The following is a 21,233-nucleotide window of genomic DNA, read 5'->3' on the forward strand; positions in this document are numbered from 1 at the left end:
CCATGAACAACTCCGTCCTCACCACCGCCCGACTCCTGGGCGCCGGGCTGCGCGCGCTGCTGGTGCTCACCCTGGTCACCGGCGTCCTGTACCCGCTCCTCGTCACCGGGATCGCCCAGACGGCCTTCCGGGACCGGGCCAACGGGTCCGAGGTCACCTCCGACGGGAAGGTCGTCGGCTCGTCCCTCATCGGTCAGTCGTACCTGCTGCCCGCGAAGGAGGGGGAGCAGGACCGCGCCCCCGACCTGCGCTGGTTCCAGGGCCGGCCGCAGAACGGCCTCGGCACCAACTCCGTCAACACCCAGTACGAGCTGCTGCTCTCCGGCGCCACCAACCTGGCCGGGGACAACCCGGAGCTGATCGAGCAGGTCAAGCAGGCCAAGGCCGCCGTGGTCGAGGACAACTCGGTGCCCGGCCACCCGGTCGACCCGAAGGACGTGCCCGCCGACGCGGTGACCTCCTCCGGCTCCGGCCTCGACCCGGCGATCTCCCCCGCCTACGCGGACCTCCAGGTCCGTCGGGTCGCCGCCCGCAACGGCCTGCCCGTCGAGCGGGTGCAGCGCCTGGTGGACGAGCACGAGGAGGGCCGGCTCCTCGGCTTCCTGGGGGAACCCACCGTCAACGTGCTCGAACTGAACATCGCCCTGAAGGAACTCACCCAGCGTTGAACCGGGGTGCGGGGGCCGGCACACCGGCTCCCGCACCCGTCGCGCACCGACCGCAGGAGGCTGCACACCGATGACCCGGGTCCTGGTGGTGGAGGACGATCCACAACTCGTACGGGCGCTGGTCATCACCCTCAGAGCCCGGGGCTACGACACCGCATCGGCCTCGGACGGCGCCACCGCCCTCGACAGCGCCGCCGCGCACCCGCCCGACGTGGTCCTCCTCGACCTGGGGCTGCCCGACATGAGCGGCGTCGCCGTGCTGCGCGCCCTGCGCGAACGCGGCCCGGTGCCGGTGGTGGTGGTGTCGGCGCGCCGGTCGCCCGACGACAAGGTCGCCGCCCTCGACGCGGGGGCCGACGACTACGTGACCAAGCCGTTCAGCATGGACGAACTCCTCGCCCGGATGCGGGCCGCCGCCCGCCGCGGCGGCAGTGTCGTCGGCGGAGTCAACCCGCCGGCGATCGCCACCGACGACTTCACCGTCGACCTGGTCACCAAGCGGGTGGTGCGCGGCGGGCACGACGTGCGGCTCACCCCCACCGAGTGGCACATCCTGGAGATCCTGGTCACCAATCCGGGCCGGCTGGTGGGGGGCAGGGAACTGCTCCACGAGGTGTGGGGGCCGTCCCACAGCGACAAGTCCCACTACCTGCGGGTGTACCTGGCCCAGTTGCGCCGCAAGTTGGAACCCGATCCGCCGCACCCGCGCTACTTCATCACCGAACCGGGTAGGGGGTATCGATTCGAGAAATGAGGACCACCGGAACATGGGACGCGGCAGGCTAAGGATTTATCTCGGTGCGGCGCCGGGTGTGGGGAAGACGTATGCGATGTTGTCGGAGGGGCATCGGCGGGTGGAGCGGGGGACGGATTGTGTGGTGGGGTTCGTGGAGCATCATGGTCGGCCGCGGACGGAGGTGATGTTGCACGGTTTGGAGCAGGTGCCTCGGGTGGGAGTGGGGTATCGGGGTGGGGTGTTTGAGGAGATGGATGTGGTGGGGGTGTTGGCGCGGCGGCCGGTGGTGGTGTTGGTGGATGAGTTGGCGCATTCGAATGTGCCGGGGTCGCGGAATGCGAAGCGGTGGCAGGACGTGGAGGAGTTGTTGTCGGCGGGGATTGATGTGGTGTCGACGGTGAACATTCAGCATTTGGAGTCGTTGGGTGATGTGGTGGAGTCGATTACGGGGGTGCGGCAGCGGGAGACGGTGCCGGATGAGGTGGTGCGGCGGGCGGATCAGATCGAGTTGGTGGACATGTCGCCGCAGGCGTTGCGGCGTCGGATGGCGCACGGGAACATTTATCAGTCGGACAAGGTCGATGCGGCGTTGTCGAATTATTTCCGTCCGGGGAATTTGACGGCGTTGCGTGAGTTGGCGTTGTTGTGGGTGGCGGACCGGGTCGACGAGTACCTCCAGCAGTACCGCAACGAACACCGGGTGAAGAAGATCTGGGGCTCGCGGGAGCGGATCGTGGTGGGGGTGACGGGGGGTCCGGAGGGGGAGACGTTGATACGGCGTGCGGCGCGGTTGGCGGAGAAGGGTGCGGGGGGTGAGGTGTTGGCGGTGTACGTGTCGCGGAGTGACGGGTTGACGGCGGCGTCGCCGAAGGAGTTGGCGGTGCAGCGGGGGTTGGTGGAGGGGTTGGGGGGGACGTTTCATCATGTGGTGGGGGATGATGTGCCGTCTGCGTTGTTGGAGTTTTCTCGTGGGGTGAATGCGACGCAGGTGGTGTTGGGGTCTTCGCGGCGTCGGGCGTGGCAGTACGTGTTCGGGCCGGGTGTGGGTGCGACGGTGGCGCGGGATTCGGGTCCTGATCTGGATGTGCACATCGTGACGCACGAGGAGGTGGCGCGGGGGCGTGGGTTGCCGGTGGCGCGGGGTGCGCGGCTGGGTCGGCAGCGGATCGTGTGGGGATGGCTCACCGGCCTCGTCGGTCCCGTGCTGCTGACCCTGCTGTTGGACCTGGCGACCCCCGAAGTCGGCCTGGCCAACGACATGTTGTTGTTCCTGACGCTCACGGTGGCCGCGGCGCTGCTGGGCGGACTATGGCCGGCGCTGGCCTCCGCGGTCTTCGGTTCGCTGCTGTTGAACTGGTTCTTCACCCCGCCGCTGCACGCCTTCTCCGTCGCCAACGCGGAGAACCTGCTGGCCATCGTGGTGTTCGTGGGGGTGGGGGTGGCGGTGGCGTCGGTGGTGGACGTGGCGGCGCGGCGTACGCATCAGGCGGCGCGGTTGCGGGCGGAGTCGGAGGTGTTGTCGTTCTTGGCGGGGAGCGTGTTGCGGGGGGAGACGTCCTTGGACGCGTTGTTGGACCGGGTGCGGGAGACGTTCGGGATGGAGTCGGTGGCCTTGCTGGAGAGGGCGGGCGACGTGGCGCCCTGGACGTGCGTGGGGAGCGTGGGCCCCGCACCGGCGGAACGTCCGGAGGACGCGGACGTGGACGTGCCGGTGGACGACCACCTGGCGTTGGCGCTGTCCGGGCGGGTGCTGCCGGCCGAGGACCGCCGCGTCCTGGCGGCCTTCGCGGCGCAGGCGGTGGTGGTGCTGGACCGCCGACGCCTGCGCGAGGAGGCCGAACAGGCCCGCCGCCTCGCCGAGGGCAACCGCATCCGCACCGCCCTCCTCGCCGCCGTCAGCCACGACCTCCGCACCCCCCTCGCCGGCATCAAAGCAGCCGTCTCCTCGCTGCGCTCCGACGACGTCGCCTGGTCCGAGGACGACCAGACCGAACTGCTCGCCGCGATCGAGGAGGGGGCCGACCGCCTTGACCACCTGGTGGGGAACCTGCTCGACATGTCCCGGCTCCAGACCGGCACCGTCCAACCCCTGATCCGGGCGATCGATCTGGAGGAGGTCGTGCCGATGGCCCTGGGCGGACTGGCCGACCCGGCGGTGAGCGTGTTGCTCCACATCCCGCCGAGGCTGCCGATGGTCCAGGTCGACAAGGGCCTGTTGGAACGGGCGGTCGCCAACGTCGTCGAGAACGCCGTCAAGTACAGCCCGCCCCTCACCCCGGTCCTCGTCTCGGCCAGCGCCATGGCCGGCCGGGTGGAGATCCGGGTGGTGGACCGCGGCCCGGGCGTCCCCGAGGAGGCCAAGGAGCGCATCTTCGAGCCCTTCCAGCGCCATGGGGACGCCCCGCGCGGTGCCGGGGTCGGCCTCGGGCTCGCCGTCGCCCGCGGCTTCGCCGAGTCCATGGGCGGCACCCTCACCGCGGAGGACACCCCCGGCGGCGGCCTCACCATGGTCCTGTCGCTGCGCTGCGCCCCCGGTCCGGACGTCGCCGGCTGACCCGGTCGCCCCCGGTCCGGCCCGGGTGGACGCACGTACGGCGCCCACGGCGCGTGTCGCCCGGCGCGGCGGTTCGGTGCGCGCCCCGTGCGGGGGTGGTCGGGTCCCGGTGTGGGTAATATGCCCAGTTCGGGCCGGAGGTGGTAGGTGTGATGTCTTCTTCGTCGACCGGGGTGCTGGCACGTGTCCCCGAACTGGTGCGGGGCGCCCCGCGCGGGCACGGCGGTGCGCTGTGGCGACTCGCGGCCCGGGCCCGTCAACTCGACGCCAACGTCATCCGGTTGCGGCCGGGCGCCACGGTGGCCGCACACGTGGAGCCCGACCTGGACGTGTTGGTGTACGTCACCGGGGGCGGCGGCTGGCTGGTGGTGGACGGGGTGCGCAAGGAGGCGCTGCCCGGTGCGGTGGTCTGGCTGCCCCGCGGCACCGCCCGGGAGATCGGTGCGGACGGGGACGGGCTCACGTACCTCACGGTGCACCGCCGACGTCCCGGGCTGACGATCCGTCGGGGACCCGTGACCACGGGTGCCGGTGCGCAGGAGGGGCGGGAGCCGTGCGGGGAGTGCGGCCAGCCGACGCGCGAGCCGGGCGCCCGCTTCTGCGCCCGGTGCGGTACCGCCTTGCGGTGAGCCCGTCGAGGTGGGTCTCGGGACCGTGCGCGTCCGGGGCGACTCGGTCAAGACCACGGACGGGATCGCTCAACGCGACCTAAAAAGCTGATCAGTACAGAGCAAAAGCGGGCAGCAACCGTGGCGTGTCCTCGGACGGTCCGCCACCATCGATCTCGGGCGTCACAAGCCGGTCCGCGTCCGGCGAAGGGCGACCGCGCCCTCTGTGCGGGGGTGCGGTCGCCGGCCCGGGGGTGAGACCCGGGCGAGTGGCGGACGCGGACCGGTGCCCCGGACGGCCCCGAAGGGCCGTCCGGGTCGGTACGGCGCGGATCAGTACAGCGCGAAGGCGCGCACCGGGGTGGCGAGGTCCCCGAGCGGGCGGGTGGCGAGCCGGACCAGCGAGACCGGGTGGTCGTCCCCGGCGATCCGGTTGGCGCTGAGTTCCCCGCAGGACCGGCACTGGTGGATGATCAGCCACTCGCCGTCCTCCCGCACCGTCACGCTCAGCGCCGGCATCCGTCCCCGGCACCGGGCGGCCCGGTCGCCGGGTACCCGGCCGTCCACGTGCAGGCTCAGCAGGCAGTGCGGACAGTGGTTGCGGTGCGCGGTGCCGGGGGCGTGCAGGGACACGTCCAACCGGCAGCCCGCGCAGCGGAACGACTCCCCGCGCTCACCGCCCGGGCCGTGCAACACGTCCTTGGGTCGCTGGGGCCGTGGGGTGCCGCGGCGCCCTCCTCCGCCGGGGCGGGCGTCAGCGGTGCGTCTGGTGCGTCGGGGCACGGTCCGTTCTCCTTCCGGTCGCTCGGTCGCGTTCGTCACCACTGGGCGAAGACGTCGAGGGGGAAGGGGGGTTGGGCCAGCGGACGGACGGCCATCCGCATGAGGATGAGCTGGTTGTCGTCGGGGCTGACGGGGCTGGAGGTCAACTCGTCGCAGCGGGTGCAGCGGTGGACGACCCGCCAGTCGCCGGTGCGCAGCACCGCGATGGAGATGGGGCTCATCCGCGAGCGGCAGTCGGACCGGCCGCCGGCCACGTGGTCGACGAGGTGCTGGGAGTGCAGGCAACTCGGGCAGTGGTTGCGGACGGCGCCCGCGGGGTCGAGCGTGCCGACGGTGAGCCCGCAGCGGACGCAGGTGAAGGTCCGGGTGCGCAGCACGGGACCGGGCTGCGGGGACGGACGGTCGGACGGGCCGTGGCCCTGGTGAAGGGTGGACACCCTGGGTCTCCTGGCTGGAAGGAAGGCGATGGGCAGCAGGAGGCACCGAGCGGCGTCGGGAAACGGGGCCCCGCGGCTCCGCGGTCACGCCCGGGGACACCACCGGCGGCGCGGGGGCGCGACGGCGGGCCCGGTCCGGACGGGGCGGGCGGGGTGGTGGCATGCGGCAGGGAGGACCCGCGCACGGAAGTCGTCGGGCACCGGGGCCGATCGGGTCGGCGGCGGGCACGGCGGTGGCGGCGGGGTCAGCAGCCGGTTGCGCTCACGTCTCCACGAGGCGCGCTCGGCAGGGGCCGGGGCATACATCACCGCTTTCCGGGGCCGGGGGCCCGAGGGAGGAGGGCCGCGGCCCGGGTGGCCGCGGGACGCCCTGGTACGGGCGTTCGAGGACGGTAACAACGCCCCCGCGGGCCGGCCAACCGATTTTCCGCAGCGCGCCCTGGCGCGGCCCGTCGCACCGTCGCGGGCCGCGCCGGGCGGGCTCACCGGGCGTCGGTGGTGCGCAGGGTGAGGATGCGGACCTGACGGGCCCCGGTGTGCGCGTCCCGGCCGTGCCAGCAGCGGTAGTTGTCCAGGACGAGGACGTCACCGGCGTCGAGCCGGACGCGGGGCAGGTCCGCTTCGAGCGCGTGCACGGTCTCCGTGAACCGGGTGAGCATGGCGCTGATCCGGTCGGCGTCGGGGTCGCGGTGCAGCGGGACCGCGCCGTCCCCGCGGCGCACCACCCGCCGTCCGGTGCGGGTGTACTCCACGTGGCGGGCGACCCGGGGGGTGGCGGGCAGCCCGCGCAGCCCGGCCCAGGCCCCGTAGAGGTCGACGTCGCAGCCGGTGAGGAAGTCCCACAGGTCCGGGTCCTCGCTCTCGCAGGCGTCGACGAAGCGGTAGGCGTCGAGGAGGAAGGTCTCGCCGCCGATGGGCGCGGGTTCGACGCACTGGAGGAGGACGTGGTCCTCGTCGGGGTGGCGGCGCCGGCCGGGGACGCCGGCGACGTCGACGACGACGTCGAAGCCGTCCGCGTGCAGGTGCACGGGGCCGCCGTCCCGCGAGGCCCGCAGCCGTTGGGGGAAGAGTTCGCTCAGTCGGCTGCCGAGGGTGCGGGCGGCCGCCTCCACCAGGGCGTCCGGGGTGGTGCCGTAGCCGCTGAGGACCACCGCGCCCTGCCGGGCGAGGAGTTCCCGGGCCCGCCCGGTGTCGTCGGCGGCGAGCCGGGCCGGGGTGATGCCCGCGGTGGGGTGGCGGCCCGGTGCGGCCGGGGCGGGGCCGCGGGTCGAGGGGGTCGTGGTCGAGGTGGTGTGGTGCGCACTCATCCGGTGAGGTTGCCATGCGGAGCGTCGTCCCGGGAGAAGCGACGCGCGCTCGGCACGAGGGCGGCCAGCGCGGGTGCGACGAAGCAGGCCAGCGCGCAGCCGGCGAGGACGGGGCGGGCCCCGAAGGCGTCGATGGCCGGTGCGATGAGCGCCAGTCCGACCGGGGCCAGCCCGTAGGACAGCATGAAGTCGAGGGAGGAGACGCGGGCCAGCTTGTCGGGGGCCATCTCGCGCTGGGTGGCGGTGAACCAGGGGACGTTGAAGAGTTCGATGCCGATGCCGGCGGCGGCGTAGGCGGCGATCACGACCACGGGGTGCACCGGCAGGAGCAGGCTCAGCGGGGCCAGGCCGTAGGCGGCCAGTCCGGCGAGGGCGGTCCAGCCCTCGGCGACGGGGTGCCACCGGGCGATGAGCAGCGCGGCGGCCAGCGCGCCGGCCGTGTAGGCGGTGGTGGCGGCGGCGAGGACCACCTCGGTGTCGTACCGGTCGCGGCTGACCAGGGGGAGGGCGACGCCGGTGGCGGAGTAGCCGGTGGCGATCACGGTGGTCAGGGCGGCGAGGCCGGCGACGAACCAGGGGTGGCGCCGGGCTTCCCGCACGCCCTCGGCGAACTCCGCGAGCAGTGACGTCCGGTGGACGGCGGGGGCCGGGCCGGGCCGGCCGGCGCCCGGTGCCAGTGCGGCGACGAGCCAGAGCAGTCCGGTGCCCAGCAGCAGGGTGCCGGTGTCGAGGACCAGGGCGAGCAGGGCGGTCAGGGCGGGGCCGGTGAGGGTGCTGGTGCGGATCGACAGGGTCATGGCGGCGTTGGCCTGCTTGCGGCGGTCGGGTTCGACGACCTCGGCCGTCAGCGCCTGGAACGCCGGTCGGCAGGCCCCCTGGCCGGCCCCGGTGACGGCGGCGGCGGCCACCATCAGCGGGAGCGAGTGCCCGGCGCCGAAGGCCAGCAACGGTGCGGCGCCGGCGGCGAGGAGCCCCGACCACAGCACGACGCCCCGGCGGGAGTGGCGGTCGGCCAGTACCCCGCCCACGGGGACGGCGAGCAGGAACCCGGCGGTGCGGGCGGCGAGCACCAGGCCCAGACCGGTGGGGGTCAGGACGCGGTCGAGCACGGCGAGGCCGAGGACGAAGGGCAGGGCCCAGGTGGCGAGGCCCGATGCGGTGGTGCCCGACCACAGCCGCAGGAAGGCCGGGTCGCGGAGCAGGGAACGGCCGGACGGCGGACCGGCCTCGCGGGCGGGGGTCGCGGGGGGTGAGGTCTGCACGGCAGGGGCCTCCTTCGTCTCGGGCTTCCCCCTCGGACCCCGGCCCGGCGAGGGGCGAGGAGGGCCCGGGGGTAGCGTGATGAAAATGATTATCGTTAGAGTACTGGCTGATCCGCCCCGCGCACACCAATCACCCTTCCACCCGGAGGAGTTCCGTGGACACCACAGCGACCGGTTCCGCCCTGCTCGCCCAACTACCGCCGCCCCTGCCCGCCGCCCGGGTCATCGCGCTCAACCAACCGAAGGCCGATCTGCACACCACCCGCCACCACGCCTGGAACGGCTGGTCCTTCGAGGCGCCGCCCGGGGTCTTCCTCCCCGGCTGGACCAGCCGCCTGATCCACGAGCGGGTGCTGGACGGCCGGATCGAGGTCCGCGGGCGGGTCTACGCGGCCATGGGCGTCGGGTTGGGGGTCGAGGCCGTCGCCGCCGGAGTGCGCGGCGCCCGCGAGGTCTACGCGCTGGACGTCCACCCCGGCAGCGTCGCCGCCACCGCCGACCACTACCGCAGGATCGTGGGTCAGGACGCCGCGCCTCCCCTCCACCCCCTCGTCAGCGACGTGTTCGACGCCCTCCCCGACGGCGTCCGCCTGGACGTCGTCACCTTCAACCCGCCCGCGGTCCGCGAACGGGTCAGCACCGATCCCGACGTCATCCGCAACGTCTGCGTGGGGGCGCCCCTGCTGGAGCGGTTCTTCGCCCAGCTCGACGAACGGGACCTGCTGGCCGAGCGGGGGGAGGCGTTCGTCGTCGTCTCCAACACCGCCGACCTGCCGGCCATCGTCCGACATGCGTGGGACCGGCGCCTCGTGCCGGAGATCGCCCACCACCACGACTGGGGCGACGGCGTCGTGACCCTCCTGTTCCGGCTGACCCGAGGAGGTCGGGCATGACCGCCCCGCACCCCGCCACCGTCGACGGGCTGATGGCCTCCGTGCTCGACGGCGCCCACGGCGTCGATCCCGCCGGGTCCGTGGCCACCAGCGTGTTCTGGCTCCACCACGGCACCCGGCTCGCCGGCGGGGACACCACCTACCTCAACCAGTACGTCCTGGTCAGACTGCGCGGGGCGTTCGGAGCCTGTGCCTTCGAGCCCGGCGAGATCGACGCGGCCGTCTGCAAGGACGCCTCGGGCGCCCCCCTGGACGTGCTCCTGCGGGAGGCTCCGCGCCCGCTGCGGATCGCCGCGCTGGACGTGGTGCTCGCGGACGCCCGACCGTACGAGGGTGACCCCGGCGCCGAACCGGTGACCCTGCCCGCCGGCACCCCGGAGGTCCGGGCCCGGGCGCGGGACGCGGCCGTGGCCGGCCTGCTGGACGTCCCCCGGGGCGCCCGGGTCGGACTGATCGGCGTGGTCAACCCGTTGGTGGCGGCGATCCGGGAGCGTGGGGGCGTTCCCCTGCCGTGCGACTTCAACCTGCGGACCACCCAGTGGGGCGACGCGGTGACCGACGACATGGAGGAGGTCCTCGACGTCGCGGAGGCCGTGGTGGCCACCGGCATGACCCTCGGCAACGGCACCTTCGACACCCTGCTGGCCCGGTGCCGTGCCCGTGGCATCCCGCTCACCGTCTACGCCCAGTCGGGCAGCGCGGTGGCACGGGCCTTCCTGGGGGTCGGGGTGAGCGCCCTGTCCGCAGAACCGTTTCCCTTCTCCCAGTTCAGTGCCGGACCGACCACGCTCTACCGCTACCGAGCGGACCGCACCTCATGACCCGACGGTCCGTCCCCCGGGCCCGTCCCCCCGGCCGTGCCGCCGTCGGCCGGGGCCGCGCCTCCTGCCACCACGGGGAGATCCTCCAGGGGGTGTTCCTCGACGAACGGGGGCGCGCCTGCGCCGGCCTGGTCACCCTGCCGATGGCGGGACCGGGCACCCGCGCGGAGTTCACCCCCGACCCGCACGGGACGCCCGGCCCCCTCACGGTGACGCCGGCCGACCGCACCAAGGCCCTACGGGCGGCGACCCTCGCCCTGGCGGAGTGCCACCGGGCCGGGCCCCACGCCCCGCCCCCCGGCGGCGTGTTGCGGCTCGGCGGAACGGTCCCGCTGGGCCTCGGGATGGGATCGTCCAGCAGCGACGTGGTCGCCGCGGTGCGCGCGGTCGCCGACGCGTACGGACGCCGGCTCGCGCCGGAGGCCGTCGCCAGCCTCGCGGTGGCGGCCGAGAAGGCGACCGATCCGCTGATGCTCGACGACCGGCCACGGCTGTTCGCCCAACGGGAGGGCCGGGTCCTCGAAACCTTCGGCGAGGCGCTGCCGCCCGCCGTGGTGGTGGGCTGCGCACTCGACGGAGGGCGCCCGGTGGACACCCTGTCGCTGCCCTCCCGGCCTTCCGGCCCGGACGACCTCGCCGGTTACGAGCGGCTGCGCCGGCTGCTGCGCCGGGCGGTGGGCGACGCGGACGTCGAACTCCTCGGGCACATCGCGACCGAGAGTGCCCGCCTGTCGCAACGGGTCCTCCCGCGGGTGGAGTTCGACCGGCTGGTGCGGATCGCGGAGCGGACCGGGGCCACCGGTGTGCAGATCGCGCACAGCGGCAGCGTGGCGGGTCTCCTCTTCGACCCGACCGCCCCCGGGCTCGACGCCCGACTGCGTGACTGCGCGCGCGCCCTGCACCACGACGGCATCCCCGTCACCCGAACCTTCACGACGTTCCCCACGGGCGAGGAGTTCCCGCATGGACCGACACCCGGCAGAGGCGATGGCCCGACCGGACCTGATACGGCTGGACGACGGCTTCGTCTGCCTGCGCTTTGAATCGATGAAGGTCGTCTCCGCCCTGGCGGCGGTACGGCATCTGCTGGACACCGGGGTGGTGCGCCCCGGGGACACCCTGCTGGACAGCTCCAGCGGCATCTACGCCCATGCGCTGGCCCTGGCCTGCCACCGCTACGGCATGCGCTGCCACATCATCGGGTCGAGCACCGTGGACCACGCCCTGCGCACCCAACTCGCCGTCCTCGGCGCCCACCTGGAGCAGATGGAGCCGAGCGACGACCTGAAGCTCGACCAGAACCGCCGGGTGGCCCGGGTCCGCGCACTGCTGGCCGAGCACCCCGAGTACCACTGGATGCGGCAGTACCACGACGACGTCCACTACCTCGGCTACCGCACCGTCGCGGACCGGATCCGTCGGGAGCTCGGCACCGAGCGGCTGACCCTGGTCGGCGGGATCGGCTCGGGCGCCTCCACCGGCGGGCTCGCCCGCGCACTGCGGGAACGCGCCCCGGACCTGCGCCTCGTGGGCGTCCAACCCTTCGGCAGCGTCACCTTCGGCAGTGCCCACGTCCGCGATCCGGAGATCATCATCGCCGGGATCGGCAGCTCCATCCCCTTCGCCAACGTCGACCACGGCCTCTACGACACCATCCACTGGCTCGCCTTCGAGGCGGCGCTCGCGGGCAGCGTCGACCTGCTGCGCTCCCGCGCAGTCTTCGCCGGACTCTCCACCGGAGCGGCCTACCTCGCCGCCCGTTGGGAGCGGGACCGCGCACCGGACCGGATGGTGGTCTTCGTCGCCGCCGACACCGGTCACCGGTACGTCGACTCGGTGTTCGCCCGGCACGAGGAGGCGGTCCCGGTGGCGGACCTCGCCCCGCGCGAGGTCGCAGGGCCAAAGGAACTCGTCCTCCCCTGGTCCCGGATGCGGTGGAATCGAAGACCGGTGGGGCCCGGTGGCTCCGGGTTCGACGGCCGGGTGGGCGAGGGGGCCTCCCGCGCCGGGGCCGCTCCGTGATATAAGAATGGAAATCATTGTCAATAACGTTCGGTGGGGGTGCCCCGGCCGCCGCTCCGGCGGGCCGGGCCCCTCCCCGGGCGCGACCCCGGAGAGCCGCGGGGCCGGTGCGCACCGCACGGCCCCCGCTCCCCGGCCCGCGGGCCGTGCGCGCCCGCCCCCACCACTCCGCCGCACCGTCAGGAACCCCTCGCATGCACCCTCGTGCCGCCTCGTCGACGGCGCCCGCCCGCACCGGGCGGGCCCGGCCATGACCTCCACCTCCACCGCCACCATCCGCCCCGGGACCGGCTCCCCGAAGCCCGCACCGCCCGCCCGGGAGGCACCCCTCCACCGGCGCGGAGCGGTCCTGGCCGTGTGCGCGGCGCTCACGGCCCTGCTCCTGGTCTCGATGCTGCTGGCCATCGGCCTCGGGCCGGCCGCCGTCGCCCCCGGCGACACCGCCCGCTTCCTGTGGGCGGCGCTCACCGGCGGCACCCTGCCCGCCGGGGACCTCACGGCCTACCACATCGTCTGGGAGATCCGCACCCCACGGGTCCTGCTCGCCGCGCTGGTGGGGGCGGGACTCAGCGCGATCGGCGTCGCCGTCCAGGCGATGGTGCGCAACGCCCTGGCCGACCCGTTCGTCCTCGGCATCTCCTCGGGAGCCTCGGTGGGAGCCGTCGCCGTCACGGTCACCGGCTCGCTGGCGGTGCTCGGCGTCCACGCCATGTCCGTGGGCGCCTTCGCGGGCGCCCTGATCGCGTCCGCGCTGGTGTACCTGGTCTCCACGCGCTCCGGTTCGCTCTCCCCGCTCCGGCTGGTGCTCATCGGCGTCACCGTGTCCTTCGGCTGCCAGGCCGTGATGAGCGTGATCGTCTACCTGGCGCCCAACAGCGAGGCCACCAGCACCATCCTGTACTGGAGCATGGGCAGCTTCGGCGCGGCGAACTGGGAATCGCTCCCGGTGGTCGCGGGCGCCGTGCTGCTCGGCACCGCCCTGCTGCACCGGCGGAGCCGGACGATGGACGTCATGGCGCTCGGCGACGAGACCGCGGCCAGCCTGGGCGTGGGCCCCGACCACCACAGACGGCTGCTCCTCGTGCTCGCGTCCCTGGTCACCGGGGTGATGGTGGCCGCCAGCGGCGCCATCAGCTTCGTCGGACTCGTCATGCCCCATCTGGTGCGCCTGGTGGTGGGGGCGGGCCATGCCCGGGTGCTCGCCGTCGCCCCGCTGGCCGGGGCCGTCTTCATGGTCTGGACCGACCTCGTCGCCCGCACCGCGGTGGCCCCGCGCGAACTGCCGCTCGGGGCCATCACCGCCCTGGTCGGCGTCCCCGTCTTCATCGCGCTGATGCAGCGCAGGAGCTACGTCTTCGGAGGCCGCTGAGATGGAACTGACCCTGGAGGACCTCACCGTCGCCGTGGACGGCTCCCGACTGGTCGACGCCCTGTCCCTGCACGTCGGCACGGGCCAGGTGGTCGGTCTCGTGGGCCCCAACGGCAGCGGCAAGTCCACCGCGCTGCGCTGCGTGTACCGGGCGCTGAAGCCGACCAGCGGCGTGGTGCGCATCGACGGGACCGACCTGGCCACCCTGAGCCTGCGCCGCAGCGCCCGGGCCCTGGCCGCCCTCACCCAGGACGGCACCGTCGACCTCGACTTCACCGTGGCGGAGGTGGTCGCCCTGGGCCGCGCCCCGCACCTCCCGGGCAACCGGGCTCCGGACGCCCGCGAACGGGCCTTGGTCCAGGCGGCCATGGACCGGCTGGACGTCGCCCACCTCGCCCACCGCGGGGTGCTGAGCCTGTCCGGGGGCGAACGCCAACGCGTGCTGATGGCCCGCGCCCTGGTCCAGGAACCCGCGGTCCTGGTCCTGGACGAACCCACCAACCACCTCGACGTCCGGCACCAGATCGCGCTGCTGTCCCGGCTGCGCACCGCGGGGATCACCGTGCTGGTCGTCCTCCACGACCTCAACCTCGCCGCGGCGGCCTGCGACCGGCTCGGGGTGCTCTCCCACGGCCGGCTGGTCGCCTCGGGCACCCCGGAGGAGGTCCTCACCGCCGACCTCGTCCACGAGGTCTTCGGCGTACGGGCCAGCGTCGTCCGCCACCCGCTGACCGGTGGCCCGCAACTCCTGTACTCGCTCACCCCCGCCCCATGAACAGAGAGAACGCACCCATGCCCACGGCATCCGCCCCTTCCGCACCCCGCCGGTTCCTCGCCCTCGGGGCCGTGCTGACGGCCGTCGCCCTGCTGAGCGCCTGCGGCGCCGAGGTCGACACCGACGACGCGGCGAGCGCCGAAGTCACCGTCAAGCGCTGCGGCGAGCCGGTGTCGTACAGCGTCCCCCGGCGCGCCGTCGCCTACGAGGGAGGCAGCGCCGACAAGCTCTTCAGCCTCGGCCTGACCGACCACGTCCTCGGCTACGTCCTGCCGCCGGCGAACCCGCCCGTCAGCCAGTCGCCCTGGGCGTCGGAGTACGCCAAGGTCAAGATGCTCAGCGACGACCTGCTCAACAAGGAACTGATCGTCTCCCACCGGGCCGACCTCGTGGTCGCCGGCTGGAACTCCGGCTTCAGCGACCAACGGGGCATCACCCCCGACATCCTCGACAAGCTCGGCATCCAGAGCTTCATGCACACCGAGAGCTGCTACAACTACCCCCGCTTCCCGCAGCGGACCGCCCCCTTCGAGGCGCTCTACACCGACCTCGAACGGCTCGGCGCGATCTTCCGGGTGGAGGAACGGGCCGAGAAGGTCGTCGACGGGCTCAAGGAGCGGGTCGCCGCGGTGGCCCGCCGGGTGCCGGCGGGGGACCGCCCGCGGGTCTTCCTCTACGACTCGGGCACCGACCAGCCGTTCACCGCCGGCAACCAGGTGCCGCCCAACGACATCATCGAGACCGCCGGCGGCCGGAACGTCTTCGACGGGCTGGACGCCCGCTGGACCCAGGTCAGTTGGGAGTCGGTCGCCGAGGCGGCACCCGAGGTCGTCATCATCCTCGACTACGGCGACCAGCCGGCCCAGAAGAAGATCGACTTCCTGAAGGAGTCGCCCCGCACCAGCAAGCTGCCCGCGGTGAAGAACGACCGGTTCTTCGTCCTGAACTACAACGAGGGCATCAGCGGCCCGCGGAACGTGGACGGCCTGGAGAAGTTCGCCGACTACCTCCGCACCCTGAAGCGCTGACGCGGCCGGTCCCGTGCCCACCGGCACGGGACCGGCCCGCCGGGGCTCAACCCGCCCAGACGTCCTCCACGTAACGCTCCTCGGCCATCAGCGCGGACAGCCACGCCTCGGCCCCCTCGGCCGTGGAACCGGCGTGCCGGCGGTGCAGGGTGCGCAGGGCTTCCCGCACCGCCGGGGCCATGGCACGGCCGTCGCCGCAGACCCGGACGTGCGCCCCGGCCGCCAGCAGCCCCCACACTTCGACGCCTTCGGCGAGCAGGCGGTCCTGGACGAACCGTGCGCCCCCGCGCGGGGCGCGGGAGAAGGCGGGGCGCAGCCCGACCGCGCCGGCGGCCTCGGCCGCCTCCAACTCCGCCCGGTGCAGGTAGTCGACGTCCGGGTGGTCGCAGCCGAAGTAGCACAGCATCGCGGCCCGGGCGGTCCCCGCCGTGGCGACCCGGTCGGCGACGGCGGCCCGGAAGGGGGCCAGCCCGGTGCCCGCGGAGACCAGCACCACCGGCACCGCGGGGTCCGTCGGGAGGCGGAACGCCTCCCGGCACGGGGCGAGCCGGGCGTACACGGTGTCCCCGGCTTGCCGCGTGGCCAGGAACGCCGCGCCGGTGCCGAGGAAGGTGCCGGTGCCGTCGCGGTGCGGTACCGGGTGCGCGGCCACCATGAGGTCGACCGTGCGGGGGGCCGCGGCGGGGGAGGAGGACACCGAGTAGTAGCGCGGGTTCATCGGCGTCAGGACGTCGAGGAGTTCGGCGAGCGGGGGCCGGCAGGAGGAGTGCCGGGCCAACAGGTCCACCACCGAGTCGCCGCCGGGTGCGGTGGCGAGGGCTTCCAGGGCGGCCCGTTCCGGGGGGCAGGGGGTGTGGCCGGCCAGTGCGCCGATCTGGCGTGCGGTGGCGGTCCGGCCGAGTTCCACGAAGTGGGTGAGCAGGGTGCGCACCGTCATCGGACGGTCCACCGGCAGCGCGGGCCGACCCCCGCCGGTGGCGCGCAGCACCACCACCCGGCCCGGGTCGAGGTCGAGGAGCGTGACGGCGCGGTCGACGAGGGCGGTGGGGTTGGCCGGTCGGACGAGCAGGTGGTCGCCGGTGCGGTACTCCGTGCCGCCGGGCGGGCCCAGCCGGAGGAACCGCTTGGAGCGGCCCAGTTCGTGCGCGGTGTCGACGAGTTCGGCGTTCTCGGTGACGACGAACGGGAGCAGGCCGTCGGTGGCCGGCGGTTCGACCGCGGCCGGGTCGCCCTCCGCCACGGTGTACCGGGCGCCGGGGGCAGCGCCCCCGGGCGCCTCCTCGACCGGCACCCCGTACCGCTCCAGGAGCACCGTCCACGCCCGGGCGCTCCACGCGTCGATCGACGCCCGGGCGTCGCCGGAGACGTCGACGGCGACCCGTTCCAGCAGCGGGGCGCCACCGGCGGCGGCGAGGCCGTCGTGGATCAGGGTGGGGATGCGCTGGTAGGTGGCGGACCAGTTGCGGTCGCCGATGCCGAGCACCGCGTACCGCAGCCCCGCCGGGGCGCCGCCCTCCTCCAACCGGGCGAGGAACCGGCCGGCGTCGTCGGTGGGGCGGCCGTTGTAGGACGAGGCGACGACCAGGACCGGGTGGGCCGGGTCCAGGGAGTCCACCGCGTCGTCCAGCGGGGCGAGGACGGTGGCGAAGCCGTGGCGGGCGCCCGCGTCGGCGAGTTCGGCGGCGATCGCGCGCGAGGTGCCGAGGTTGGAGCCGTACAGGACGGTGAGGGTGGTGCCGGGGGCGCGCAGCCCGCTCGGGACGGGGTCCCGGTGCGCCGGGGCTCCGGTCGCGGCCCGTTCGGGCGCCGGCGCGACGGCGGCGCGTCCGGCGCTGGTGCGCCGTACCGGGACGAGGGTGAAGCCGTCCGGCTTGATGGTCAGGGTTTCCTTGATCTTCAGCCGGTAGTCGCTCCGGTCCAGCAGGCGGTAGCGGTGCAGGAGCAGCCCGAGCACCAGGGTCGCCTCGTGCAGGGCGAACTGGCGCCCGATGCAGGAGCGTTCGCCGTTGCCGAAGGGCTTGTAGAGGTGTCCGGGGCGGGCGTCCAGGGCCTCGGGGTCGAACCGGGTCGGATCGAAGAGTTCGGGGTTGTCGCCCCAGCCGGGATCGCGGTGCAGCATGGGTGTCACCACGGTGACGACCTGGCCCTTGCGGACCGGGTACCGGCCGCCGATGACGGTGTCCGCCAGGGCCTCCACGGCGAAGGCGGGGGCGGTCGGCCACAGGCGCAGGCTCTCGTTGAGCACCTGGCGCACGTAGCGCAGTCGTCCCACGTCCGCGTAGGACGGGTCCGGGTCGGCGGCGTCGCCCCAGAGGGCGTCCGTCTCGGCCTGGGCGGCGGCGAGCACGGCCGGGTTCTTGAGCAGGTAGTAGAGCGCGAAGGAGAGGGCGCCGCTGGTGGTTTCGTGGCCGGCGATCAGGAAGGTGATCAGCTGGTACCGGATGTTGGTGTCGTCCAGCGCCTCGCCGGTGTCCTTGTCGACGGAGTGCAGCATCAGCGACAGCAGGTCGTCGGGGCCGTCCCCGGGGGCGCCCTCGGCCCGGCGGCGGCGCACGATGTCGTCCGCGAGGCGGTTCATGGTCAGGACGTTGGCCTGCTGGCGCTTCTCGGCCGCCGCGTACAGCAGGTCGAGTCCCGGGACGAACGCGGTCTTCCTCTGCGCGTGGTCCAGCGCCCGGACCATCGCGGTGATGAACGGGTGCGGCTCGGAGCGCTCGAAGCAGCCGAAGTCGTAGGTGAAGCCGCAGAGTCCGATGGTGTCGAGGGTGAGCCGGGTCATGTCCTCGGCGACGTCGACGGGGCGTCCCTCCTGCGCGTCCCACGCGGCGAGCAGCCGTCGGGCCACCCGGACCATGGTGGGGTGGTAGGAGCGCAGGGCGTCGAAGGCGAACGCGGGCAGCAGGATGTGGTGCGCCTTGCGCCAGTTGGGTTCGTCGCCGTAGGCGGTGAACAGGCCGTCACCGGCGAAGTCCCGCACCGGCTCCAAGGGGGCGGGGGTCTTGCGGAACCGGCTCTCGTCGCAGACCTCGGCGACCAGGTCGCCGCCCGAGACCATCAGGGTGTCCTCTCCGAAGGCCCGGACGTTGAAGATCGGGCCGAGTTCCCGTGCCTCCCGCATGGACCACCGGGTGAAGGCGTCGGTCGGGATGCGCAGGGCGTGCCCGAAGACGGGGATCCGGGGCCGCTCGGGAACGGAGGCGGTGCCCGTGGTGCGGTGGACTGCTGTCGGGTTCATGGACCGTCCCCTCGTGGTCTTCGCTGCGTGGACGCCCGCGGCGCACGAGGTCCACGGCGGCTGGGCGGGGTGCCGCCCGGGCCGCTCCTGACCGTCAGCCTACGCATGACTTTGTCGGCTGACAAAGTCGCCTGACGGGGACGGATGACTATGTCGCTATAGTGGCTTGTATGGCTCACGTAACCGCCGCCGAGCGTCGACCCCAGCTCATTGCCGCGGCCATCGAACTCATGGCCCGCGAAGGGGTCGCCGCCGGCTCCACCCGGGCGATCGCAGCGGAACTCGGGGTCGCCCAGGCGACCGTGCACTACACCTTCGGCACCAAGGCGGACCTGTACCGGGCGGTGCTGGAGTCGCTCTCCGCGGAACTGATCGACGGGGCGCAGCGGGGGGTGGCCGCGGCGAACGGCCTGGAGGAGGCGTTGCGGGCCACCGCCGACGCGTTCTGGGCGGACCTGGGCGACCGTCCCGAACTGCACCTCGTCTGGTTCGAACTGGTGGCCTTCTCCTTGCGCACCCCCGAACTGCGGGACGTGGTGGAGCGCCACTACCGGTACATGACCCGGATCGCGACGGACGCGCTGACCGAAACGGGCAGCCGCACCGGCCGCGGCTACGCGGTTCCCGCGGAGGAACTCGCCGACTTCCTGGTCACCGGCTTGGACGGGGTCTGCATGGGGTACCTGCTGCGCGGCGAAACGGAGCCGAGTCCGCAGACCCGTCGAATCCTGGACCAGGTGGTCCGGGCCACCCTGGCGCTGGCCGACGCCCGGCCGGCCCCGGCCGGCTGACGTCGGCTGCCGGCCCCCGAAGAGGGGTGGCCGAAAATAATCACTCGGGTCCTGCGCGGCCCGGTGGAGTCGAACGCCCTTGCGGGCAGGGCGGGTTGGGTGGTGACTGGATTCCCCTCCCGGGTCCGGCGGTGCCGCGCGCGGGGGGTCCGGTCAAGGTGGAGTAAAGGAGGATCTAAACTTAGCCAAGCCTAACCAAACCTAACCGGGTGGATGTGCCGCCGTGCCCTGCACCGGAAAGCAGAGACCATGACCGCCAAGACCGCAGTCCGCCGCCGCGCGGCCATCGCCCTCGCCTCCGCCCTCGCGGGTTCCCTCGCCCTGACGGCCTGCGGCTCGTCCGACTCGGACGCCGACGGCGAGGCCAAGAAGAGCGACGGGAAGTCCACGGCCGGCACCGACCTGCGCACGATCAAGACGGTCATGGGTGACGTCGAGGTCAAGGCGCAGCCGCAGCGGATCGTCGCCCTCGACACCGCCGAGCTGGACTCGCTCATCACCCTCGGCGTCAAGCCGGTCGGCGCCACCCGCACCGACTCCGTGTCCGGATTCCCCGGGCACGTCCCCGCGGAGCAGGTCAAGGACACCAAGCTGGTGGGGGAGATGACCACGCCGAACCTGGAGGCCGTCGCCGCCCTCAAGCCCGACCTGATCCTCACCAGCAAGCTCCGCCACGGCGACCGGTACGACGAGCTGAAGGCCATCGCGCCCACCGTCATGACCGAGACCACCGGCCTGCCCTGGAAGGAGAACTTCCTCGTCCACGCCGATGCGGTGGGCAAGAAGGCCGAGGGGCAGCGGGCGATCGCCGCCTACCAGGCGCGCACCGCGGAGGTCACCGAGGCGCTGGGCGGCAAGGACAAGGCCGCCGCCATCGAGGTCAACATGGTCCGCTTCGTCGAAGGTGCGGACATCCGCATCTACGGCAAGGAGAACTACCTCGGCACGATCTTCAAGGACGTCGGCCTCGGCCGTCCGGCCGTGACGGACAAGGCGGAGGAGGGCTTCATGCTGAACGTCAGCCCCGAGAAGATCGACATGGCCGACACGGACGTCATCTTCCACTCCACCATCGGCGACCCGAAGAAGGCCAAGGCCACCCAGGTGCTCGCCAGCCCGCTGTGGAAGAACATGGACGCGGTGAAGAAGGGCGATGCCCACGCCGTCAAGGACGAGCTGTGGATCCAGGCGATCGGCTACACCGGCGCCACCAAGATCCTCGGCGAGTTGGAGACCGCGCTCACCAAGTAGGCGCCGCCCGCTCCCTGCGGCCCGGGACGGTACGGGTCCGACCCGCCTCCCGGGCCCGGGCGCCGTCAGCGCGTACGGTCCCCGCGGTCGCCGCGCCCTGCGCCGGGAGCCGGACGTGGCGTGACGTGAAGACACCGACGGCGGGGGCGGGGCCTGTGCGGCCCGCGCCCCCGCCGTCCGCTCGGCCTGCGCAGCGGGCTCGCCGACTACATGCTCTCCGGGGCGATCGACGGACTGCCGGCAGGATGCCGAGGTCCCGGGCGATGTCCCGGGTCTGGCGCGGTTGGCACCGCACCACCGGTTCGGCCAACGCCGCACCGCGGCCGACGAGACGGTCGTCGCCGAGGCCCTGGCCGCCACCGGGACCGCCGAACTGATCGACTGCCCCGTCGAGGAACTCTCCGGCGGCCAGCGCCAGCGCGTGTGGATCGCCCTCGCCCTGGCCCAGGACACGGCGACGCTGCTGCTGGACGAGCCCACCACCTACCTCGACGTCGCCCACCAGGTCGAGGTCATGTACCTGCTGGCCGGCCTCAACGAACGCACCGGCAAGACCGTCGACCGGTAGCCTGCCACCCCGATGCAGTGTGACCTAAGTCACCATCCTTCCGGGGCGGGGGTGGCGAACGCGGTGCAAACGGACGTCCGTGGTCGGAGCGGTCCGCCGATCGGCTGGTCGGGGCGGTGCTGCGG

18 protein-coding genes and 1 pseudogene are annotated in these 21,233 nt (G+C 73.4%); 14 read left to right on the top strand and 5 right to left on the bottom strand.

All coding sequences use genetic code 11. The features are described from left to right. Positions 1-2 precede the first annotated feature (2 nt). The 4 genes from ACSMX9_RS25055 (at position 3) to ACSMX9_RS25070 (ending at position 4,587) form a co-directional block, all read left to right on the top strand. Positions 3-668 carry a potassium-transporting ATPase subunit C gene (locus ACSMX9_RS25055; RefSeq protein WP_445397188.1) on the top strand — a complete coding sequence of 222 codons (666 nt, stop codon included), beginning with the start codon at positions 3-5 and terminating at the stop codon, positions 666-668. A 70-nt stretch (positions 669-738) separates the two neighbouring features. Next, positions 739-1,422 (top strand): response regulator transcription factor, encoded by a 684-nt coding sequence (locus ACSMX9_RS25060; RefSeq protein WP_351239393.1) that lies wholly within the window; start codon positions 739-741, stop codon positions 1,420-1,422. 13 nt (positions 1,423-1,435) lie between these two features. Beyond that, the gene (locus ACSMX9_RS25065) at positions 1,436-3,958 is read left to right on the top strand and encodes an ATP-binding protein (RefSeq protein ID WP_445397190.1); all 2,523 of its coding nucleotides are present in this window, start codon (positions 1,436-1,438) and stop codon (positions 3,956-3,958) included. A gap of 152 nt (positions 3,959-4,110) precedes the next feature. Beyond that, a complete protein-coding gene (locus ACSMX9_RS25070) occupies positions 4,111-4,587 on the top strand; it encodes a hypothetical protein (RefSeq protein WP_445397192.1) in 477 nt (158 codons plus the stop codon). A 312-nt stretch (positions 4,588-4,899) separates the two neighbouring features. On the opposite strand, the gene ACSMX9_RS25075 is transcribed toward ACSMX9_RS25070, so the two are convergent. The 4 genes from ACSMX9_RS25075 to ACSMX9_RS25090 form a co-directional block, all read right to left on the bottom strand. Further along, positions 4,900-5,349 (bottom strand): RNHCP domain-containing protein, encoded by a 450-nt coding sequence (locus tag ACSMX9_RS25075; protein WP_445397194.1) that lies wholly within the window; start codon positions 5,347-5,349, stop codon positions 4,900-4,902. A gap of 35 nt (positions 5,350-5,384) precedes the next feature. After that, complete coding sequence (locus ACSMX9_RS25080; protein WP_445403092.1) at positions 5,385-5,726, bottom strand: RNHCP domain-containing protein; 342 nt, start codon at positions 5,724-5,726, stop codon at positions 5,385-5,387. Positions 5,727-6,268: 542 nt separating this feature from the next. Continuing rightward, on the bottom strand, positions 6,269-7,093 hold the full coding sequence (locus ACSMX9_RS25085) for a TauD/TfdA family dioxygenase (protein WP_445397196.1): 825 nt from the start codon (positions 7,091-7,093) through the stop codon (positions 6,269-6,271). Next, on the bottom strand, positions 7,090-8,355 hold the full coding sequence (locus ACSMX9_RS25090; RefSeq protein ID WP_445397198.1) for an MFS transporter: 1,266 nt from the start codon (positions 8,353-8,355) through the stop codon (positions 7,090-7,092). Before ACSMX9_RS25090 ends, ACSMX9_RS25085 begins: the two co-directional genes overlap by 4 nt. Before the next feature lie 155 nt (positions 8,356-8,510). Here ACSMX9_RS25090 and ACSMX9_RS25095 point away from each other — a divergent pair, with 155 nt between their 5' ends. The 7 genes from ACSMX9_RS25095 to ACSMX9_RS25125 all read left to right on the top strand — a co-directional run bounded on the left by ACSMX9_RS25095 (position 8,511) and on the right by ACSMX9_RS25125 (position 15,263). Then, on the top strand, positions 8,511-9,248 hold the full coding sequence (locus ACSMX9_RS25095; protein ID WP_445397200.1) for a methyltransferase: 738 nt from the start codon (positions 8,511-8,513) through the stop codon (positions 9,246-9,248). Continuing rightward, positions 9,245-10,069 carry a Rossmann-like domain-containing protein gene (locus ACSMX9_RS25100; protein WP_445397202.1) on the top strand — a complete coding sequence of 275 codons (825 nt, stop codon included), beginning with the start codon at positions 9,245-9,247 and terminating at the stop codon, positions 10,067-10,069. Before ACSMX9_RS25095 ends, ACSMX9_RS25100 begins: the two co-directional genes overlap by 4 nt. Then, on the top strand, positions 10,066-11,112 hold the full coding sequence (locus tag ACSMX9_RS25105; RefSeq protein WP_445397204.1) for a GHMP family kinase ATP-binding protein: 1,047 nt from the start codon (positions 10,066-10,068) through the stop codon (positions 11,110-11,112). Before ACSMX9_RS25100 ends, ACSMX9_RS25105 begins: the two co-directional genes overlap by 4 nt. After that, a complete protein-coding gene (locus tag ACSMX9_RS25110) occupies positions 11,033-12,091 on the top strand; it encodes a pyridoxal-phosphate dependent enzyme (protein WP_445397206.1) in 1,059 nt (352 codons plus the stop codon). Before ACSMX9_RS25105 ends, ACSMX9_RS25110 begins: the two co-directional genes overlap by 80 nt. A gap of 349 nt (positions 12,092-12,440) precedes the next feature. Continuing rightward, positions 12,441-13,460 (top strand): FecCD family ABC transporter permease, encoded by a 1,020-nt coding sequence (locus ACSMX9_RS25115; protein ID WP_445403093.1) that lies wholly within the window; start codon positions 12,441-12,443, stop codon positions 13,458-13,460. A 1-nt stretch (position 13,461) separates the two neighbouring features. Continuing rightward, the gene (locus tag ACSMX9_RS25120; RefSeq protein ID WP_445397208.1) at positions 13,462-14,235 is read left to right on the top strand and encodes an ABC transporter ATP-binding protein; all 774 of its coding nucleotides are present in this window, start codon (positions 13,462-13,464) and stop codon (positions 14,233-14,235) included. Between the two features lie 17 nt (positions 14,236-14,252). Further along, on the top strand, positions 14,253-15,263 hold the full coding sequence (locus ACSMX9_RS25125; RefSeq protein WP_445397210.1) for an ABC transporter substrate-binding protein: 1,011 nt from the start codon (positions 14,253-14,255) through the stop codon (positions 15,261-15,263). A gap of 46 nt (positions 15,264-15,309) precedes the next feature. Here the strand turns inward: ACSMX9_RS25125 and ACSMX9_RS25130 are convergent, their stop codons facing one another. After that, a complete protein-coding gene (locus tag ACSMX9_RS25130; protein ID WP_445397212.1) occupies positions 15,310-18,498 on the bottom strand; it encodes a cytochrome P450 in 3,189 nt (1,062 codons plus the stop codon). Between the two features lie 170 nt (positions 18,499-18,668). Here ACSMX9_RS25130 and ACSMX9_RS25135 point away from each other — a divergent pair, with 170 nt between their 5' ends. The 3 genes and pseudogenes from ACSMX9_RS25135 to ACSMX9_RS25145 all read left to right on the top strand — a co-directional run. Beyond that, complete coding sequence (locus ACSMX9_RS25135) at positions 18,669-19,289, top strand: TetR/AcrR family transcriptional regulator (protein ID WP_445397214.1); 621 nt, start codon at positions 18,669-18,671, stop codon at positions 19,287-19,289. A 249-nt stretch (positions 19,290-19,538) separates the two neighbouring features. Further along, entirely contained in the window at positions 19,539-20,540 is a 1,002-nt protein-coding gene (locus ACSMX9_RS25140; protein ID WP_445397216.1) for an ABC transporter substrate-binding protein, read from the top strand. 272 nt (positions 20,541-20,812) lie between these two features. Beyond that, positions 20,813-21,099 (top strand): annotated as a pseudogene (locus tag ACSMX9_RS25145) (ATP-binding cassette domain-containing protein); the annotation flags it as partial. Between the last annotated feature and the right edge of the window lie 134 nt (positions 21,100-21,233).

Source organism: Streptomyces sp. LE64 (genome assembly GCF_052606915.1).

What these genes read in the sequence shown, in the direction of transcription:
- ACSMX9_RS25055 (WP_445397188.1), top strand. Translation starts at nt 3, where the DNA reads ATGAACAACTCCGTCCTCACCACCGCCCGACTCCTGGGCGCCGGGCTG.
- ACSMX9_RS25060 (WP_351239393.1), top strand. Translation starts at nt 739, where the DNA reads ATGACCCGGGTCCTGGTGGTGGAGGACGATCCACAACTCGTACGGGCG.
- ACSMX9_RS25065 (WP_445397190.1), top strand. Translation starts at nt 1,436, where the DNA reads ATGGGACGCGGCAGGCTAAGGATTTATCTCGGTGCGGCGCCGGGTGTG.
- ACSMX9_RS25070 (WP_445397192.1), top strand. Translation starts at nt 4,111, where the DNA reads ATGTCTTCTTCGTCGACCGGGGTGCTGGCACGTGTCCCCGAACTGGTG.
- ACSMX9_RS25085 (WP_445397196.1), bottom strand. Translation starts at nt 7,093, where the DNA reads ATGAGTGCGCACCACACCACCTCGACCACGACCCCCTCGACCCGCGGC.
- ACSMX9_RS25100 (WP_445397202.1), top strand. Translation starts at nt 9,245, where the DNA reads ATGACCGCCCCGCACCCCGCCACCGTCGACGGGCTGATGGCCTCCGTG.
- ACSMX9_RS25105 (WP_445397204.1), top strand. Translation starts at nt 10,066, where the DNA reads ATGACCCGACGGTCCGTCCCCCGGGCCCGTCCCCCCGGCCGTGCCGCC.
- ACSMX9_RS25110 (WP_445397206.1), top strand. Translation starts at nt 11,033, where the DNA reads ATGGACCGACACCCGGCAGAGGCGATGGCCCGACCGGACCTGATACGG.
- ACSMX9_RS25120 (WP_445397208.1), top strand. Translation starts at nt 13,462, where the DNA reads ATGGAACTGACCCTGGAGGACCTCACCGTCGCCGTGGACGGCTCCCGA.
- ACSMX9_RS25125 (WP_445397210.1), top strand. Translation starts at nt 14,253, where the DNA reads ATGCCCACGGCATCCGCCCCTTCCGCACCCCGCCGGTTCCTCGCCCTC.
- ACSMX9_RS25130 (WP_445397212.1), bottom strand. Translation starts at nt 18,498, where the DNA reads ATGAACCCGACAGCAGTCCACCGCACCACGGGCACCGCCTCCGTTCCC.
- ACSMX9_RS25135 (WP_445397214.1), top strand. Translation starts at nt 18,669, where the DNA reads ATGGCTCACGTAACCGCCGCCGAGCGTCGACCCCAGCTCATTGCCGCG.
- ACSMX9_RS25140 (WP_445397216.1), top strand. Translation starts at nt 19,539, where the DNA reads ATGACCGCCAAGACCGCAGTCCGCCGCCGCGCGGCCATCGCCCTCGCC.